Annotated in this window: 16 protein-coding genes; 10 read left to right on the forward strand and 6 right to left on the reverse strand. The window is 39.6% G+C overall.

Features of this window, described 5'->3' with window-relative positions; genetic code table 11:
• Positions 1–270: 270 nt before the first annotated feature.
• The 5 genes from yfaE to ubiG form a co-directional block, all read right to left on the reverse strand.
• Complete coding sequence (yfaE, locus tag RB215_RS07140) at positions 271–540, reverse strand: class I ribonucleotide reductase maintenance protein YfaE (protein ID WP_011328096.1); 270 nt, start codon at positions 538–540, stop codon at positions 271–273.
• Entirely contained in the window at positions 540–1,670 is a 1,131-nt protein-coding gene (gene nrdB / locus RB215_RS07145; protein ID WP_011328097.1) for a class Ia ribonucleoside-diphosphate reductase subunit beta, read from the reverse strand. Before nrdB ends, yfaE begins: the two co-directional genes overlap by 1 nt.
• A 67-nt stretch (positions 1,671–1,737) precedes the next feature.
• Positions 1,738–4,020, reverse strand: coding sequence for a class 1a ribonucleoside-diphosphate reductase subunit alpha (gene nrdA, locus RB215_RS07150; protein WP_011328098.1), 2,283 nt, complete (start codon positions 4,018–4,020; stop codon positions 1,738–1,740).
• A 412-nt stretch (positions 4,021–4,432) separates the two neighbouring features.
• Positions 4,433–5,113 carry an HAD-IA family hydrolase gene (locus RB215_RS07155; RefSeq protein ID WP_309217106.1) on the reverse strand — a complete coding sequence of 227 codons (681 nt, stop codon included), beginning with the start codon at positions 5,111–5,113 and terminating at the stop codon, positions 4,433–4,435.
• Positions 5,113–5,823, reverse strand: a complete 711-nt coding sequence (ubiG, locus tag RB215_RS07160) for a bifunctional 2-polyprenyl-6-hydroxyphenol methylase/3-demethylubiquinol 3-O-methyltransferase UbiG (protein WP_086996055.1) — start codon at positions 5,821–5,823, stop codon at positions 5,113–5,115. The genes RB215_RS07155 and ubiG overlap by 1 nt, the downstream gene beginning before the upstream one ends.
• A 177-nt stretch (positions 5,824–6,000) precedes the next feature.
• On the opposite strand from ubiG, the gene gyrA reads away from it, so the two are divergent.
• The 10 genes from gyrA to RB215_RS07210 all read left to right on the forward strand — a co-directional run bounded on the left by gyrA (position 6,001) and on the right by RB215_RS07210 (position 16,974).
• Positions 6,001–8,700, forward strand: a complete 2,700-nt coding sequence (gyrA, locus tag RB215_RS07165; protein ID WP_011328101.1) for a DNA topoisomerase (ATP-hydrolyzing) subunit A — start codon at positions 6,001–6,003, stop codon at positions 8,698–8,700.
• Positions 8,701–9,023: 323 nt separating this feature from the next.
• Positions 9,024–10,106, forward strand: coding sequence for a 3-phosphoserine/phosphohydroxythreonine transaminase (gene serC, locus RB215_RS07170; RefSeq protein WP_011328102.1), 1,083 nt, complete (start codon positions 9,024–9,026; stop codon positions 10,104–10,106).
• Positions 10,106–11,383, forward strand: a complete 1,278-nt coding sequence (gene aroA / locus RB215_RS07175; protein WP_011328103.1) for a 3-phosphoshikimate 1-carboxyvinyltransferase — start codon at positions 10,106–10,108, stop codon at positions 11,381–11,383. Before serC ends, aroA begins: the two co-directional genes overlap by 1 nt.
• A gap of 105 nt (positions 11,384–11,488) precedes the next feature.
• Positions 11,489–12,199 (forward strand): (d)CMP kinase, encoded by a 711-nt coding sequence (gene cmk, locus RB215_RS07180; protein WP_011328104.1) that lies wholly within the window; start codon positions 11,489–11,491, stop codon positions 12,197–12,199.
• Positions 12,200–12,294: 95 nt separating this feature from the next.
• Positions 12,295–13,962, forward strand: coding sequence for a 30S ribosomal protein S1 (rpsA, locus tag RB215_RS07185; RefSeq protein ID WP_011328105.1), 1,668 nt, complete (start codon positions 12,295–12,297; stop codon positions 13,960–13,962).
• Positions 13,963–14,025: 63 nt separating this feature from the next.
• Positions 14,026–14,313 carry an integration host factor subunit beta gene (ihfB, locus tag RB215_RS07190; RefSeq protein WP_011328106.1) on the forward strand — a complete coding sequence of 96 codons (288 nt, stop codon included), beginning with the start codon at positions 14,026–14,028 and terminating at the stop codon, positions 14,311–14,313.
• 22 nt (positions 14,314–14,335) lie between these two features.
• A complete protein-coding gene (locus RB215_RS07195) occupies positions 14,336–14,617 on the forward strand; it encodes a lipopolysaccharide assembly protein LapA domain-containing protein (protein WP_011328107.1) in 282 nt (93 codons plus the stop codon).
• Positions 14,618–14,619: 2 nt separating this feature from the next.
• Entirely contained in the window at positions 14,620–15,756 is a 1,137-nt protein-coding gene (gene lapB, locus RB215_RS07200; RefSeq protein ID WP_086996072.1) for a lipopolysaccharide assembly protein LapB, read from the forward strand.
• Between the two features lie 45 nt (positions 15,757–15,801).
• The gene (gene pyrF, locus RB215_RS07205; RefSeq protein ID WP_208834333.1) at positions 15,802–16,506 is read left to right on the forward strand and encodes an orotidine-5'-phosphate decarboxylase; all 705 of its coding nucleotides are present in this window, start codon (positions 15,802–15,804) and stop codon (positions 16,504–16,506) included.
• Between the two features lie 93 nt (positions 16,507–16,599).
• Complete coding sequence (locus RB215_RS07210) at positions 16,600–16,974, forward strand: hypothetical protein (RefSeq protein WP_309217108.1); 375 nt, start codon at positions 16,600–16,602, stop codon at positions 16,972–16,974.
• Positions 16,975–17,039: 65 nt separating this feature from the next.
• Here the strand turns inward: RB215_RS07210 and RB215_RS07215 are convergent, their stop codons facing one another.
• Positions 17,040–17,870, reverse strand: a complete 831-nt coding sequence (locus RB215_RS07215; RefSeq protein WP_058373336.1) for a S1 RNA-binding domain-containing protein — start codon at positions 17,868–17,870, stop codon at positions 17,040–17,042.
• Position 17,871: the final 1 nt, after the last annotated feature.

A 17,871-nucleotide genomic window follows, 5' to 3' on the forward strand; every position in this document is an offset into this window, starting at 1 on the left:
TCTTTAAGTTCGTGGTTGTTATGTTGTGATATAATATAACACTACAAAAGCGACGGTTCAATGATGTTATAGTATAACCTTATCGATTTTAGTAATTAATTAGCAGGGAAATCTTCAAGTCTTTGATTATTAACGATTTATAAAGGTTAGTTAATTTAGTTTATGAATATGCTTTTTATAAAGGGCTAAAAAGTACTTTTAAACTAAGTGGTTTAAAAGTACTTAAAACTGATTAGAGAGTGATTTTTAGACTGTTTGGTTTAAATGAAGTTAAAGTTTAATATGTATGTCGCCATTAGGTTTGCAGCAGCACAACAGTATTTCGCCGTCGCGTACAAACGCTAGAGGCTCTTCATTATAATCAACTTTACCTGACACTAAAGTCGCTCTGCAGGCACCGCAATAGCCTTCGCGGCATTGAAAGGCCACTTCTATCTGTTGAGATTCTAGGCAGTGTAAAACAGAAGGGCAGCCAGTGCTAAATTCTATGCACTGGCTGTTATCTGCAAGCGTAATGCTTGCAGTAGGTCGATCAGTCATTATAAATCAAAGTCACCAAATTCAGAGGCATCAACTTGCGAGTCTATTTGACCAACAAGGTAGGAGCTAATTTCAGCTTCTTGTGGTGCTACTTGCACGTTATCTGACACCAACCAAGAGTTTATCCATGGGATAGGATTACTGTTGTTTTTAAACTGTGCAGGAAAACCAATGGCTGTCATTCGAGCGTTGGTAATGTATTCAACGTACTGACATAAAATGTGTTTATTTAAGCCAATCATTGAGCCATCTTTGAATAAGTACTCGGCCCATTCTTTTTCTTGCTCTGCAGCGTCCACAAACATTTTAATTGCTTCGTCGCGGCACTGCGCGGCAACAATCGCCATTTCTGGATCGTCTTTACCGTCTTGCATAATATTTAAAATATGCTGAGTGCCAGATAAATGTAGCGCTTCATCGCGGGCAATAAGCTTGATTATTTTAGCGTTACCTTCCATCAATTCACGCTCAGCAAACGCAAACGAGCAGGCAAAGCTGACATAAAAACGAATCGCTTCTAAAATATTTACCGACATCATTGCCAGGTAAAGTTTCTTTTTCAGCTCAAATAAATTAACAACAACAGATTTACCGTTAATCTCATGTTTGCCTTCACCGTATAAATTGTAAAGCGACACTGAGTTAATTAAATCATCGTAGTATTTTGTTACCGCATCGGCACGTTCACTAATTTTGTCATTGCTAACTATGTCATCAAAAATAAGTTCAGGTGCTTGGGTAACATTACGAATAATATGCGTGTACGAGCGGCTATGAATCGTTTCACTAAACGCCCACGTTTCTATCCATGTTTCTAACTCTGGTAGCGATACAATAGGTAGTAGGGCCACGTTTGGTGAACGCCCTTGTACGCTATCAAGCAATGTTTGATATTTTAAGTTACTTAAAAATATATGCTTTTCATGATCAGGTAATGCTTGAAAGTCTAAGCGGTCTTTGCTTACGTCTACTTCTTCTGGGCGCCAAAAAAACGAAAGCTGCTTTTCAATTAGTTTTTCAAAAATAGGGTATTTTTGTTGATCATAACGAGATACGTTAACGGTTTGGCCAAAAAACATTGGCTCTTCCATTTGGTTATTATGTTTACGACTAAAGGTAGTATAAGACATGTTTATCACTCAAAAAACTATCAGAATAAAGCGGGCTTAGTGCCCGCTTAAAATAAAAACTCAAAAATTAAATTTTACACGCGCCGCCTGCGCAATCATCATCTTCAAGATCCGGTGTATCTTCTTGTGCATCAGATGCACCATCGCGGGTATTGTGATAGTACAAGGTTTTAACACCCAGTTTGTAGGCGCTAAGCAAATCTTTTAATAAGACTTTCATCGGTACGCGACCGCCTTCAAACTTACCAGGATCATAATTTGTATTGGCCGAAATAGACTGGTCAATAAATTTTTGCATTATACCCACAAGTTGTAAGTAACCATCGTTTGAAGGAATATCCCACAGTAACTCGTAGTTATCTTTTAAACGTTCATATTCAGGTACAACTTGCTTTAAAATACCGTCTTTACTTGCTTTAACGCTAATATGGCCACGTGGTGGCTCAATACCGTTTGTTGCGTTAGAAATTTGCGACGATGTTTCTGATGGCATTAGCGCACTTACTGTTGAGTTACGCATACCGTGCTCTTTAATGCTGGCACGTAATGCATCCCAATCAAGGTGTAGTGGCTCATCACAAATTTTGTCAAGATCTCGCTTGTACGTATCTGTTGGCATTATACCTTGAGAGTAGGTTGTTTCGTTAAACTTAGGACATGCACCACGCTCTTTAGCAAGCTCGTTTGATGCTTTCATTAAGTAGTATTGAATCGCTTCAAATGTTTTGTGCGTTAGTGCATTTGCGCTGCCATCTGAATAACGCTTACCGTTTTTAGCTAGGTAGTATGCGTAGTTAATTACGCCTATTCCTAGAGTACGACGACCCATAGTGGCATTTTTTGCAGCCGGTACTGGGTAGTCTTGAAAATCAAGTAAGTTATCTAAAGCGCGTACAGCAAGCTCAGCCAATTCTTCAAGTTCATCTAGTGACTCAATAGCCCCTAAGTTAAATGCAGAGAGTGTACATAGCGCAATTTCGCCTTCTTCGTCGTTTACGTTATCCAACGGCTTAGTTGGTAATGCAATTTCTAAACATAAATTAGATTGGCGAATAGGTGCCACTTTAGCAATGAACGGGCTGTGCGTATTACAGTGGTCAACGTTTTGTAAGTAAATACGACCGGTACTTGCACGTTCTTGCGCAAACATTGAGAACAGTTCAATAGCTTTAATGCGTTTTTTACGAATTGATTCGTCTTGTTCGTATTTTACGTAAAGCGCGTCAAACTCGTCTTGGTCTTCAAAAAATGCATCGTAAAGGCCTGGCACATCAGAGGGGCTAAACAAGGTAATGTAGTCGTCTTTAATTAAACGCGAGTACATTAGTTTATTAAACTGTACGCCGTAATCTAAATGACGCACGCGGTTGTCATCAACCCCGCGGTTATTTTTAAGTACTAACAGGTTTTCTACTTCTAAATGCCAAAGCGGGTAGAACAAGGTTGCTGCGCCGCCACGTACACCGCCTTGCGAACAGCTTTTAACCGCTGTTTGAAAGTGCTTATAAAAAGGAATACAACCCGTATGGTACGCTTCGCCATTGCGAATGTGGCTACCCAGTGCACGAATGCGACCTGCGTTAATGCCAATGCCGGCACGTTGCGATACGTATTTAACAATTGCAGACGAGGTGGCGTTAATTGAATCAAGGCTGTCGCCACACTCTATTAATACACACGAGCTAAACTGGCGTGTTGGCGTACGAACACCTGCCATAATTGGCGTAGGCAGTGAAATTTTAAACAATGAAATCGCATCGTAAAAACGTTTTATATACGCAATACGTGTATCGCGAGGGTAGTCAGCAAATAAGCTAGCAGCGACTAAAATATATAAAAACTGCGCGCTTTCATAAATCTCACCGGTTACACGGTTTTGAACTAAGTATTTACCTTCAAGCTGTTTAACCGCAGCATAACTAAAGTTAAGGTCACGGCTGTGATCTAGGTATTCGTCTAATTCGTCAAGCTCTTGCTCGGTGTAATCTACCAGTAGGTGAGCGTCGTAGCGTTTGTCGCCAACCATTTTTGTTACATGATCAAATAAACGTGGTGGCTCAAATTGGCCATACGCTTTTTTACGTAAATGGAATACAGCTAAACGTGCTGACAAATACTGATAATCAGGAGATTCTTTTGAAATCTGATCGGCTGCAGCTTTAATGATGGTTTCGTGAATATCTTTAGTACGAATACCGTCGTAAAATTGAATGTGTGATTTTAATTCAACTTGCGAAACCGAAACGTTATTTAACCCTTCGGCGGCCCATTCAATAACGCGATGGATCTTGTCAAGATCAAGTGGCTCTTTACGGCCGTCACGTTTGCTTACAGATAACTGTTGGTTCATAGTTTTGCCTGTATTCCTTGGAAATTAAGTATTTTGACCAATGATTAATACTCCAAAATAACAGAGTATCTATTCATTTATTATTGTTTACACCAATTCAGGCGATTTTATTGAATAACATTTAGCCACAATATCTGGTGTTGTTCAAATTAGAGATCACAAGATAGTGTGGTCCGCGTTGTTTTGCAAGGGACAGAATTGCCCCTAATTGTGGATAACGTCGGGATAACACATTTGTGTTAGTAAGCATTAACCTTCGAACATTCGGTTAAGTTGAAATTTACAAAAATCAACTAAGGATCTACTAAATTTACGCTTTTTAAAAATATATTTTGACTGCTTTTTTTATCAGCAGGCTTTGTGTGAAAACTAACACAATCACAATATATAGTGTTTAATAATTAACATAGCACTATATATGGTTAAAACCTTCAATAGGGCTTTGCCAATTAAAATCGGCCTGCCAGCTCAAAACTTCGGTTAAGTTAGGCACGTAACCCCAAAGTGCAGTTGCGGTGTGCATACCTGCCGCTTTACCTGCTTGAATGTCACGCAAAGCATCGCCAATGTACAAGCAACGATTTGGTGCAACGCCCATTAGTTTGGCACAATGTAGTAAAGGTAAAGGCGAAGGTTTAGCTTCAGCTAAAGTATCGCCACTGATAACCACGCAGGCATTTTTTAAAGCAGGGATCGCGGCCACTAAAGGGTCGGTTAAAAATCCGGGTTTGTTAGTCATGATCCCCCATTTGATGTTTTTTCGCTCCAGTTCGATAAGTAGTGGCTCAATACCAGCAAAGCACGTGGTGTGTTTGGCTATATTAGCCGCGTAGGCATCAATTAATTGCTTAACGAGTTGTGCTTGCGGTTGCTCACCCCATTTATCTTTAAAACCGACCTCTAACAAGGCTGCTGCGCCATTAGATGCAGCAGCGCGATATACCTCACGACTTACTGTATCTAATTGCTGCGAACGCAGTACGGTATTTAAAGCTGCACCTAAGTCATCAGCGGTATCGAGTAAAGTGCCATCTAAGTCAAATAAAAAAGCATCGTACTCTATAGTAGGTGACGTTGATTGAGAGCTAGCCATTACGCTAACTTCTCAAAATGCAGAATATAATTTACGCTTACGTCGGTATTAAGCGAGTACTGCTTAGATAATGGATTATAAGATAACCCAGCACTGGCGCGCACTTTTAAACCCGCTTGTTCAGCCCAGGCAATTAACTGTGCTGGTTTAATAAACTTTTTATGATCGTGAGTGCCTTCAGGCACCATTTTTAATAGCTTTTCTGCACCAATAATGGCGTATAAATAGGCTTTAGGGGTTTTATTAAGTGTTGAAAAAAACACATCAGCACCGGGTTTTGCAAGCTCTGCAACAGCATGAATAATAGAAGCCGGATCGGGTACATGCTCCAGCATTTCCATACAGGTTACTACATCAAAGCGAGCAGGGTGCTCGGATGCATATTGTTCAGCAGGTACTTTAATATACTCTACATGTACGCCTGTCTCTAGGCTGTGTAATTTGGCAACAGTTAAAGGCTCTTGGCCCATATCTATGCCGGTTACCTTTGCCCCCATGCGCGCCATGCTTTGGCTTAAAATACCGCCGCCACAACCTACGTCTAGTGTTTCTTTGTCAAATAGACCGCCAGTTTTATTGGCTATAAAGTCTAAACGTAAGGGGTTTATTTCGTGAAGCGGTTTAAATTCCCCGTCTAAATCCCACCACCGCTCTGCGATGGCCTCAAATTTTGCAATTTCTGCGTGATCTACATTTTGATGTTCGGTCATAAAATACTTCCTCGTCAATCTGGGGGCATTATATAGGGCTAAATTGGTAAATCGCAAAGTTTTGCGCCTGTAAATCTAAATAAATTGTGGTAGCATGTTTCTTTAGCAATAATAACAAATTCTCTTGATACCTAATAGTGGGTGTTTAAGAGCTGATACTGAAGGAATGTGATATCAATGACTGATCTCGCCCATGGCATTCTGCCAGTCAATATTGAAGACGAGTTAAAAAACTCCTACTTAGATTACGCAATGAGCGTAATTGTAGGACGTGCATTACCAGACGTGCGTGATGGCTTAAAACCTGTTCACCGCCGCGTTTTGTTTGCAATGAACGAGCTTAGTAATGATTGGAACAAGCCTTACAAAAAATCGGCACGTGTTGTCGGTGACGTAATCGGTAAATACCACCCACACGGCGATAGTGCTGTTTACGACACTATAGTACGTATGGCACAGCCATTCTCACTGCGTTATATGCTAGTAGATGGTCAAGGTAACTTCGGTTCGGTTGATGGTGATTCAGCAGCGGCAATGCGTTATACAGAAGTACGTATGGCAAAAATGTCGCATGAATTATTAGCCGATCTTGAAAAAGAAACGGTTGATTTCGTTCCTAACTACGACGGCACTGAGCAAATCCCTGACGTTTTACCAACCAGAGTTCCTAACTTATTAGTAAACGGTTCATCGGGTATTGCGGTAGGTATGGCAACAAACATTCCACCTCATAACTTAACTGAAGTGGTAAATGGCTGTTTAGCACTCATTCAAAACCCTGAATTATCTATTTTAGAGTTAATGGATTATATCCCGGGCCCAGATTTTCCAACTGCTGCAATTATCAACGGTAAAAAAGGCATAGAGCAAGCCTATTTAACTGGCCGTGGTAAAGTGTACATGCGTGCCCGCGCTGAAATAGAAGTAGATGAAAAAACGCATCGTGAAACTATTATTGTTCACGAAATACCTTATCAAGTTAACAAAGCGCGCCTAATTGAAAAAATTGCCGAGCTGGTTAAAGATAAAAAAATTGAAGGTATTAGTGCGCTACGTGATGAATCAGATAAAGACGGTATGCGTATCGTTATTGAGATTAAACGTGGTGACGTAGGCGAAGTTATTTTAAATAATTTATATGCGCAAACGCAGTTACAAACTGTGTTTGGTATGAATATGGTTGCGTTAATTAACAACCAGCCTAAGTGCTTTAATTTAAAAGAAATGCTTGAAGAGTTTATTATTCACCGCCGTGAAGTAGTAACTCGTCGTACTGTTTTTGATTTACGCAAAGCGCGTGACCGTGCACATATGCTAGAAGGTTTAGCAATTGCACTGGCAAACATCGACCCAATTATTGAGCTTATTCGTAATTCACCAACACCTGCTGAAGCAAAAGTTGCTTTAACAGCGCGTTCGTGGGAGTTAGGTAACGTAAAAGCCATGCTTGATAAAGCAGGCGAAGACAACGTTGCCCGCCCAGATTGGTTAGCTGCTGAGTTAGGTATTCGCGATGGTCAATACTTTATTTCTGAGCAACAAGCTCAAGCAATCCTAGATTTACGCTTACATAAGCTAACGGGTTTAGAACACGAAAAGATTCTAACTGAATACCAATCGTTATTAGATTTAATTGCTGAGCTTTTACATATTTTGGCAACACCAGAGCGTTTAATGGAAGTTATTCGCGATGAGTTAGTTGAAATTAAAGCGCAATATGGTGATGAGCGTCGTACAGAAATAAATGCCGCAGCACACGATATCAGCCTTGAAGATTTAATTACCGAAGAAAACGTAGTAGTAACGCTTTCTCACGAAGGTTATGTTAAGTATCAGGCTCTGTCTGATTACGAAGCGCAGCGTCGTGGTGGTAAAGGTAAATCGGCAACGAAGATGAAAGATGAAGATTTCATTGAACGTTTATTAGTTGCTAATACGCACGATACTATATTGTGTTTCTCAACGGCTGGTCGTTTATATTGGCTTAAAGTGTATCAGTTACCACTTGCAAGTCGTGCAGCGCGCGGCAAACCAATTGTTAACTTATTACCACTTGAGGCAGATGAACGTATTACCGCTATATTACCAGTACGCGAGTATGCAGAAGATAAATACATCTTTATGGCAACCGCATTTGGTACAGTGAAGAAAACACCACTAACGGCATACAGTCGTCAACGTGCAAGCGGTATTATTGCGGTTAACCTAAATGAAGGCGATAGCCTAATTGGTGTTGATGTTACCGATGGCAGCAACGAAATTATGTTGTTTACCGATGCGGGTAAAGTAGTACGCTTTAAAGAAGCAGAAGAAACAACGGTTGTTGATGAAAACGGTAACCCAGTACTAGACGAAGAAGGTAACCCTGAGATTCGCTTTAAAGGTGTTCGTCCTATGGGCCGTACAGCTACAGGTGTTCGTGGTATTAAAATGCCTGAAGGACAACGCGTAGTATCGTTAATTGTGCCTAAAACAGATGGTGCTATTTTAACCGTGACTGAAAACGGCTACGGTAAACGTACTTTACTTGAAGACTACCCAGCGAAGAGTCGTGCGACTCAAGGTGTAGTGTCTATTAAAGTAAGTGAGCGTAATGGTGCGGTTGTAGGTGCTGTACAAGTTGACGATAACGATGAAATAATGATTATTTCAAATCGTGGTACCTTAGTACGAACTCGCGTTAATGAAGTTTCTACGGTTGGACGTAACACGCAAGGTGTTATTTTGATCAGAACTATTGACGAAGAGCAAGTAGTTGGTTTACAACGTATAGAAGAGATTGAAGTTACCGAAAGTGACTTAATTGATATCGAAGACGTCGAAACAGTTGATACGGTTATTGATGAAGTAGCGGATGATAATCCTCCTTCAGAATAATTGAGATTAAAAAAGCGGCCTTGGCCGCTTTTTTTAATGGTGTTGAATAAAATTAATATTAATAATACTGCGCAATAAAATAATTTTTACAATAGCAAAAAGACTCAATTGCAAGACGTTAATTTATATATATAGTTGTTCTCAGTAATTGTTTTATATTGCTCTGTTTGCTGCATTAATGCAGCTTTATAGGTAAGAAGGCTTTAATACTATGAGTGAGGCTATAGCCCACTTAATGATCACAGCTTTAATTTAATGTGTATAACCTGATTGAATGGTAATCGGGTGTTTAATTTTTTAATTACTGGAATGAGGAAAAGGTAATGAGTAAGTATAATTTTTGTGCGGGGCCGGCCATGTTACCGCCAGCAGTAATGAAAAAAGCACAACAAGAATTTATAGATTGGCAAGGTTTGGGTGTATCGGTGATGGAAATGAGTCACCGTAGTAAAGAGTTTTTAGCGCTCACTAAAAAATGTGAAGCGAGCCTGCGTCGTTTAATGAATATTAGCGATGAATTTGAAGTGCTGTTTATGCATGGTGGCGGTCGCGGTCAATTTAGTGCTGTGCCATTAAATTTACATCAGGAAAATAAATCAGCGGTTTACTGCGAAAACGGCGTATGGTCAAAAAGTGCAACGGATGAAGCAAATAAGTTTACCCAAACTACTGCTATCGATGTTCGTAACGATACCGATGGTCAATTTTCGATTAAAGCAGTGGCAGACTGGCAGTTGCCAGCAGATGCGTCGTACATTCACTATTGTCCTAACGAAACCGTTGATGGCTTAGAGATTTTTGATGTACCGAGTCATCCAACAGCGCCAATTATCGCAGATATGTCGTCAACTATTTTATCGCGTGAAATTGACGTTAATCAATTTGATTTAATTTACGCTGGCGCACAAAAAAATATAGGTCCTTCGGGCATTGCAATCGTTATCGTACGTAAAACATTACTAGCACGTGAAGGGCTTCCTAAACCAGGTATTTTAGATTATGCACTAGAGGCCAAGCAGGGCAGTATGTTTAATACGCCACCAACATTTGCATGGTATTTAGCGGCTGAAGTATTCCAATGGCTTGAGCAAAATGGTGGTGTAAAAGCCATGGAAGCACAAAATATTGCAAAAGCTGAACTACTTTATAATTTTATCGATAATTCTGATTTTTATTCTAATAAAGTAGCTAAGCATAGTCGCTCGCGTATGAACGTCCCTTTTTGGTTAAATGATGAAAGCTTAAACAGTAAGTTTGTTGCTCAATCAAACGAAGCAGGCTTGCTAGCACTCGAAGGCCATAGAATTGTAGGTGGAATGCGCGCCAGTATTTACAACGCAATGCCACTTGAGGGCGTGCAAGCGCTTGTTGATTTTATGGCTGCTTTTGCAAAGGAAAATAGCTAATGGAACAATTACGCTTAGAACCTATTTCGCGTGTTAATGGCAGCGTCACTCTGCCGGGTTCAAAAAGCTTATCAAACCGTATATTGTTATTAGCGGCATTAGCAAATGGCACTACTGTTGTTGAAAACTTACTTGATAGTGACGATATACGCCATATGTTGGGCGCGTTACAATTATTAGGTGTTAACGTTAGTTTAAACCAAGAGCGAACAGTTGCTACAGTACAAGGTGTTGGTGGAGTATTTAAAACCCCCAGAGAGCCTTTGTTTTTAGGTAATGCAGGCACAGCTTACCGTCCTTTAACCGCTGTACTTGCTGCGGTTGCAGGTGAGTACGAACTGATTGGCGAGCCACGCATGGAAGAGCGCCCAATAGGGCATTTAGTCGATGCGCTGCAAGCACTTGGCGGTGATATTACTTACAGCAAAAATAAAGATTACCCACCGCTTAAAATTATAGGTGGGCAAATTAACGGTGGTGAAGTTGCAATTGACGGCAGTATATCAAGTCAATTTTTAACTGCATTACTAATGGCTGCACCACTGTTTAATGGTGATACCAAAATAACGATTAAAGGCACTTTAGTATCTAAACCCTACATTGATATTACCCTTGATGTAATGGCACGCTTTGGAATAGAAGTTGAGCATAGTAATTATGCAACTTTTACCGTAAAAGGTGGTCAACAGTACCAGTCACTTGAACGTATTATGGTTGAAGGCGATGCGTCTTCTGCATCTTACTTTGTAGCTGCAGCTGCAATTGCCGGTGGCGAAATTGAAATTAAAGGTGTCGGTGCTAAATCGGTGCAAGGCGATATTGGCTTTGCTAAAGTAATGGAACAAGTGGGCGCTAAAATAGATTGGTATGATGAGCGTTTAGTTGTTCGTAAAGGCCAATTAAACGGTGTTGATATTGACGCAAATGCCATACCTGATGCAGCAATGACATTAGCCACTGTGGCTCTGTTCGCTAAAGGGCCAACGGCTATTCGTAATATTTATAATTGGCGCGTAAAAGAAACCGATCGACTACACGCTATGGCAACTGAGCTCAGAAAAGTGGGCGCAGAAGTTGTAGAAGGGCACGATTTTATAGAAATCACTCCCCCGAAACACTTTAACGATGTGGCAATTGATACTTACGATGACCATCGCATTGCCATGTGTTTTGCTATGGTTGCCGTAGGTGGAAAGCCAATCACGATTAATGATCCTAAGTGTACTTATAAAACATTTCCGACATTTTTCAATGTATTAGCATCAGTTAGTGAGTAGGTTTTTGATGTTAATTAATAAAAAGTTACACACTAATAGCGATCTATTTAAATAACTGACGTATAATATTGCGGTTTACTTAGGTGTGCATTGTAGGAGGTTTAAATGCAGGCGTTATTAATGCCCGTGATCACCGTAGATGGCCCAAGTGGTTCAGGTAAAGGAACTGTTTGTCGCTTGTTAGCCGAAAAGTTGGGATGGGATGTACTTGATAGTGGCGCAATTTACCGCGTTTTATCTCTAGCGGCACTTCACCATCAAATCGCATTAGATAACGAAGATGCATTAGTTCCCTTAGCTGCTAACTTAGATGTGCAGTTTTTGGTAGATAGTCAAACTAATGCAGCAAAGGTTGTTTTAGAAGGTGAGGATGTAACCACCACAATCCGTAACGAAGAAGTAGGGGCTGCAGCATCAAAAGTAGCAGCACTACCTCGCGTACGCGAAGCGTTATTACGTCGCCAACGCGCATTTAGAACTGAACGAGGTCTAATTGCTGATGGTCGTGATATGGGTACTGTGGTTTTTAAAGATGCACCGCTAAAAATATTTTTAACCGCCAGTGCACAAGAACGCGCCAAACGACGTTTTGTTGAGTTGAATGCTCGCGGTCTTAATGTTACACTGAGTGGTCTATTAAAAGACATTCAAGAGCGTGATGATCGCGATATGAATCGTGCCGTTGCGCCACTTGTGCCTGCAGAGGATGCTATTGAGCTTGATACTAGCGAGCTTAATGCACAGCAAGTATATGATAAGGTATTAACTTTATTGGATACGGCTATCTCTGAAGGTCGGCTTCCTAAACGAAGCTAAACACATTTTATGCACCAGCAGGATGCCAGTGCTATTTTAACAACCCCATGCAGCATGGTTGCTTATTGGTATAATATATAGAGACGTATATTCGTATGTCAGAAAATTTTGCGCAGTTATTTGAAGAAAGCTTAAAGGGTTTTGAAGCAGAGCAAGGCTCTATCGTTAAAGGTACAGTAATCTCAATCGAGAACAACATTGTACTTGTAGATGCTGGTCTTAAATCAGAAAGTGCTATCCCTGCTGAGCAGTTCAAAAATGCTGCTGGTGAACTTGAAGTTGCTGTTGGCGACGAAGTAGATGTTGCACTAGATGCAATTGAAGACGGTTTCGGTGAAACTATCCTTTCTCGTGAGAAAGCGAAGCGTCACGAAGCGTGGATCCGTCTTGAGAAAGCATGTGAAGAGCAAGAAACTGTTACTGGTGTTATCAACGGTAAAGTTAAAGGCGGTTTCACAGTTGAAGTTGATTCAATCCGTGCTTTCCTACCTGGTTCACTTGTTGATGTTCGTCCAGTACGTGACACAACTCACCTTGAAGGCAAAGAGCTTGAATTTAAAGTAATTAAGCTTGATCAAAAACGTAACAACGTTGTTGTTTCACGTCGTGCAGTTATCGAATCTGAAAACTCACAAGAACGTGAAGAGCTTCTTGCTAACCTTGTTGAAGGCCAAGAAGTTAAAGGTATCGTTAAGAACCTTACTGACTACGGTGCATTCGTTGACCTTGGTGGTGTTGATGGTCTACTACACATTACTGATATGGCGTGGAAGCGTGTTAAGCACCCTTCAGAAATCGTTAATGTTGGCGACGAAATCGCAGTTAAAGTTCTTAAATTCGACAAAGATAAAACTCGTGTATCTCTAGGCCTTAAACAGCTTGGCGAAGATCCATGGGCAGCTATCGCTGGTCGTTACCCAGAAGGTTCTAAACTTTCTGGTCGTGTTACTAACCTTACAGATTACGGCTGTTTCGTGGAAATCGAAGAAGGCGTTGAAGGTTTAGTTCACGTTTCTGAAATGGATTGGACTAACAAGAACATCCATCCTTCAAAAGTTGTTAGCCTTGGCGACAGCGTTGAAGTTATGGTTCTTGAAATCGACGAAGAACGTCGTCGTATTTCTCTTGGTCTTAAGCAATGTATTGCTAATCCTTGGCAGGAATTTGCTCGTCTACAAAACAAAGGCGACCAAGTTACTGGTAAGATCAAATCAATCACTGACTTCGGTATCTTTATCGGTCTTGACGGTGGTATTGATGGTCTTGTACACCTTTCAGACATTTCTTGGAATACACCTGGCGAAGACGCTGTACGTGAATTCAAGAAAGGCGACGAAATCACTGCTATCGTATTGCAAGTTGACCCAGAGCGCGAACGTATCTCTCTAGGTGTTAAGCAAATCGAAGCTGACCCATTCAATAACTACCTTGATGCAAACAAAAAAGGTGCTATTGTTAAAGGTAAAGTGACTGAAGTTGATGCTAAAGGCGCAACTATTGAACTTATCGAAGGCGTTGAAGGTTACATCCGTGTAGCTGATATCGCTCAAGAGCGCGTTGAAGATGCAACTACTGTTGTTTCTGTAGGCGACGAAATTGAAGTTAAATATGTTGGTGTTGATCGCAAGAACCGCACTTTAAGCTTATCTGTTAAAGCTCTTTTCGAAGCTGAAGAGAAAGAAGTAATAGAAAAGCTTAAGAAAGACGAGCCAGTGTTTGAAAACGCAATGGCTGCTGCTTTCGCAAATGCACAAAAAGACTAATTAATCAGTCTTTAATTGGAAGGGCAGTTTATGCCCTTCCATTATTTCTTTTAAGGAAATGCTATGACTAAGTCAGAACTGATAGAAACACTTGCACAGCAACATGCACACGTTCCAGTGAAAGATGTTGAAAATGCAGTAAAAGAAATTCTTGAACAAATGGCCGGCTCATTATCTTCTTCAGATCGTATTGAGATCAGAGGTTTTGGTAGTTTTTCTTTGCATTATCGCGCTCCACGTACCGGTCGTAACCCTAAGACTGGCGAAACAGTAGAGCTAGATGGTAAACATGTACCACATTTTAAACCAGGTAAAGAATTACGTGATCGTGTAAACGAGAGCATTGCCTAGTTAACTTATTGGAGTAGGGTACTTGTTTAAGGTATTAAAAATTATTCTGGTTGCACTTTGCTTGATCAGTGCATTTGTATTGGGTTCTCAAAATCCACAATTAGTACAAATAAACTATATTATAGCCAGCAATACATTGCCTTTAGCCGTTATAATAAGTATTTGCTTTTTATTAGGTGTTGTAATTGGTTGTTTTGTAAGCTTTAAATTGTTTTCACAACTTAAGTGGCAAAATTATCGTTTAAAAAAACAGTTAGCACCTGAACAAAATAAAAAAAAGCCTGCTGCTGATAAAGACTCATAATTATGATTGAGCTGTTATTTTTACTACTTCCTGTGGCTGCCGGTTACGGCTGGATAATGGGAAAAAACAGTGCTAAAAATCAAGCTCATCAATTTAATCGGCAGATCACCTCTGAATATAGTAAAGGCTTAAAGTTTTTACTCGACAGGGAAGAAGATCAAGGCCTTGAACATTTAATTAATTTACTAGAAGTTGCAGCTGACTCGGTTGAACATTATTCAACGCTTGCAACTATGTTTCGCCGCAGAGGCGAGCTAGACCGCGCAATAAAAATTCACGAACTCCTTTTAAAACACCCAAGCCTTAATGAGCAACAAGCTGCTGCTAGTCGTTTAGAATTAGCAGAAGATTATGTTATGGCTGGGCTATTAGATAGTGCCGAAGAGCATTTAGTTTGGCTTGTTAAAATGGACCACAGTGAAGCATTAGATCCTATTATCACTCTATATTCGCAAACCCGAGAGTGGCAAAAAGGGATTAATATGTTTGAAGCGCATAGTGAATTATTTTCAAAAGAACAACACTTTAAAGCCATAGCTAACTTTTACTGTGAGCTGGCGTTAAGTGATAATAACCCCTCATTAATGCGCAAAGCCATTAGTTTGAATCATAAAGCGATACGTCCTTTATATGAACTTGGTTTGTCTGCATATACTAAAGAAGACTACGTAAAGGCAATTTACTATTGGCGCGAATTAATTTGCCAATTTACATTTTTTGCTCCTTTATTTGTCGATAAATTAGCACATTGTTATAAGCATCTAAATTTAACTCATCAATTTCATCAGCTGATCAGTGAGTTACTCGACAAAGGTGGCGTGCTAATAAAAATACAACATTGCCAAGCTTTGTTAGAGCAAGGTAATACAGAGCAAGCTTTTGAGTTTTTAACTGATAGCTTAAAGCGCCAACCAACCATACGCGGGTTTAGTTTTTTATTACAACTAATGGGCGCTCAAGATAAAAATACTAAAGAGGTGCTCGACCAAATAGATAAACTGGTCACTTCTTATATTGCCACCAAACCAGACTTTCAATGTCAGCATTGTGGCTTTACTAGTTATACAATTTATTGGAATTGTCCTTCTTGTAAGCATTGGGAAACTACTGTACCAAGCAAGGGCTTAGACGGATTTTAATCTTTTAGTTTTCAAATAACACTTTCGCTATAAAGTAGGATAGTTATGCCTTTCGAAAAATCAAAAAAAATTCTTATTGCACTCGATTACGATGATCAGCAAGCCGCTTTAGACTTTGTAAAACAGCTATCACCCGATTCATGTCGCCTTAAAGTAGGTAAAGAAATGTTTACTTACTTTGGCCCTGCATTTGTAAAAGAGTTAATTGATTTAGGTTTTGATGTGTTTTTAGATTTAAAATTTCATGATATTCCTAACACAGTGGCAAAAGCAGTGACTGCGGCGGCAAAAATGGGTGTATGGATGGTTAATGTGCATGCAAGTGGTGGCTTTGAGATGATGAGCAAAGCTAAACAAGCACTAGCTCCATTTGGCGATAAAGCCCCATTATTAATTGCTGTTACCGTGCTAACGAGTATGGATGAGACAGAGTTAAAGCGTTTAGGCGTAGAAAAAACACCACAAGAGCAAGTTATTTATTTAGCGAAGCTGGCAAAAGAAGCAGGACTTGATGGTGTTGTTTGCTCTGCTCAAGAAGCACAACAATTAAAAGCAGAGTTAGGCGCAGGCTTTAAGCTAGTAACGCCTGGTATTCGCCCAGTAGGGAGTGATGCTGGCGATCAAAAACGCATTATGACTCCTAAACAAGCTATAGATGCAGGCAGCGATTACTTGGTGATCGGACGTCCAATTACTCAAGCAGACAATCCTGTTACTGTTTTGGCAGATGTTAATAAATCTATAGAATAATTTAACAAAAGTTCAGACTTTATTGCCAGAACCCTTGCGAGATGTTTGTTTTATGTTACATTAATAAAATCAAAATGCAGTAAGGGTTTTATTTTGAGACTAATGTTAGGTTCTATAGTGATTATTGTTGCTGGATTTTCAGTAAACAAATATGTTTTTTCTAATAAAGTGTATGATGGAGTAACGACAGTTACGGATATTGTTGCTATATATCCCGTAAATATATTCGATTTTAAACAAACAATGCAAAATTACGCTTATCACCTTTGTTATAAAAATGAGGATAGATTAAGTCAACAGCATGTAACTTCACACGAATGTGTAGATAGCCATGATAGCCTTAAACGAGATTGTGAAGATAAAGTATTTCGTTTAGCGCCATTAAATTTGCAAAATAAAGAAGAAGTGCTCAATTACGCTAAGCAATATACACAATGTACTTTGCCGTATAAATATATTATTGGGTAGTGAAAGGTTAGTTATAAGCGCTAAGTGCAGCACTTAGGCTACACTCAACGCATAATAATAAATTGTTATTTTAAGCGAATGGATTTCGCTTCAATTTCTATTAATCCTAGTTTAAATAATCCACCAATTGCCTTTTTATAATTAGCTTTACTGGTCGAAAATATTTTCTTAATTGTTTCAGGATCAGACTTATCACCTAAAGCAATAACGCCACCTTCCTCTTTTAGCTTTTCCATTATAACATCGCCAAGATTACTAACTTTAGCCATACCTGGTTTTTCTAATACAACGTCAATTTTGCCATCTTCACGCACTTTTTGAATAAAGCCTTTTAGTTTTTGCCCTACAAATAAGCTTTTAAATACCATATTGTAAAAAATAACACCAAAGTGAGATTCTTCAATAAGGACTTTGTAACCAATGTCAGTTTTACCCGCTATGATCAAATCGACTTCTTGTAAATGGGTGTATTGCGGCTCATCTTTAGATAAAAAACGATTAAAGTTATTTGATGCACAAATACGCTTACTGGCATTGTCTAGGTACAAACGCACTAAATACGAATGACCTTCTTGCATACGCGGTTTTTGCTCATTAAACGGCGCTAGTACATCTTTTTCTAAGCCCCAATCTAAAAAGGCACCAATACTATTAATTTCTTTAACACGCAGTAGGGCATATTCACCTACTTGTGCATGAGGCTTTTTAATTGTTGCTGTAGGTAAATTAGCATTATCTAAAAATATAAATACGCTAATGCTATCACCAGCTTCAAGCTCATGTTTTATTTCTTGTTTTGGTAAAAATACTTCGCCTAAATCGTGGCCGTCTAGGTAAGCACCTTCGTTACTAACTTCTTTTACAAATAAGGTTTGTGTGGTTCCAAGGTAACTCATA

The organism is Pseudoalteromonas sp. HL-AS2 (assembly GCF_031198805.1).
GTDB classification, from domain to species: Bacteria; Pseudomonadota; Gammaproteobacteria; order Enterobacterales; family Alteromonadaceae; genus Pseudoalteromonas; species Pseudoalteromonas nigrifaciens.

Bases quoted from the DNA above. Each gene is read 5' to 3' on its own strand.
- yfaE (WP_011328096.1), bottom strand. From the start codon at position 540: ATGACTGATCGACCTACTGCAAGCATTACGCTTGCAGATAACAGCCAG.
- nrdB (WP_011328097.1), bottom strand. From the start codon at position 1,670: ATGTCTTATACTACCTTTAGTCGTAAACATAATAACCAAATGGAAGAG.
- nrdA (WP_011328098.1), bottom strand. From the start codon at position 4,020: ATGAACCAACAGTTATCTGTAAGCAAACGTGACGGCCGTAAAGAGCCA.
- RB215_RS07155 (WP_309217106.1), bottom strand. From the start codon at position 5,113: ATGGCTAGCTCTCAATCAACGTCACCTACTATAGAGTACGATGCTTTT.
- ubiG (WP_086996055.1), bottom strand. From the start codon at position 5,823: ATGACCGAACATCAAAATGTAGATCACGCAGAAATTGCAAAATTTGAG.
- gyrA (WP_011328101.1), top strand. From the start codon at position 6,001: ATGACTGATCTCGCCCATGGCATTCTGCCAGTCAATATTGAAGACGAG.
- serC (WP_011328102.1), top strand. From the start codon at position 9,024: ATGAGTAAGTATAATTTTTGTGCGGGGCCGGCCATGTTACCGCCAGCA.
- aroA (WP_011328103.1), top strand. From the start codon at position 10,106: ATGGAACAATTACGCTTAGAACCTATTTCGCGTGTTAATGGCAGCGTC.
- cmk (WP_011328104.1), top strand. From the start codon at position 11,489: ATGCAGGCGTTATTAATGCCCGTGATCACCGTAGATGGCCCAAGTGGT.
- rpsA (WP_011328105.1), top strand. From the start codon at position 12,295: ATGTCAGAAAATTTTGCGCAGTTATTTGAAGAAAGCTTAAAGGGTTTT.
- ihfB (WP_011328106.1), top strand. From the start codon at position 14,026: ATGACTAAGTCAGAACTGATAGAAACACTTGCACAGCAACATGCACAC.
- lapB (WP_086996072.1), top strand. From the start codon at position 14,620: ATGATTGAGCTGTTATTTTTACTACTTCCTGTGGCTGCCGGTTACGGC.
- pyrF (WP_208834333.1), top strand. From the start codon at position 15,802: ATGCCTTTCGAAAAATCAAAAAAAATTCTTATTGCACTCGATTACGAT.
- RB215_RS07215 (WP_058373336.1), bottom strand. From the start codon at position 17,870: ATGAGTTACCTTGGAACCACACAAACCTTATTTGTAAAAGAAGTTAGT.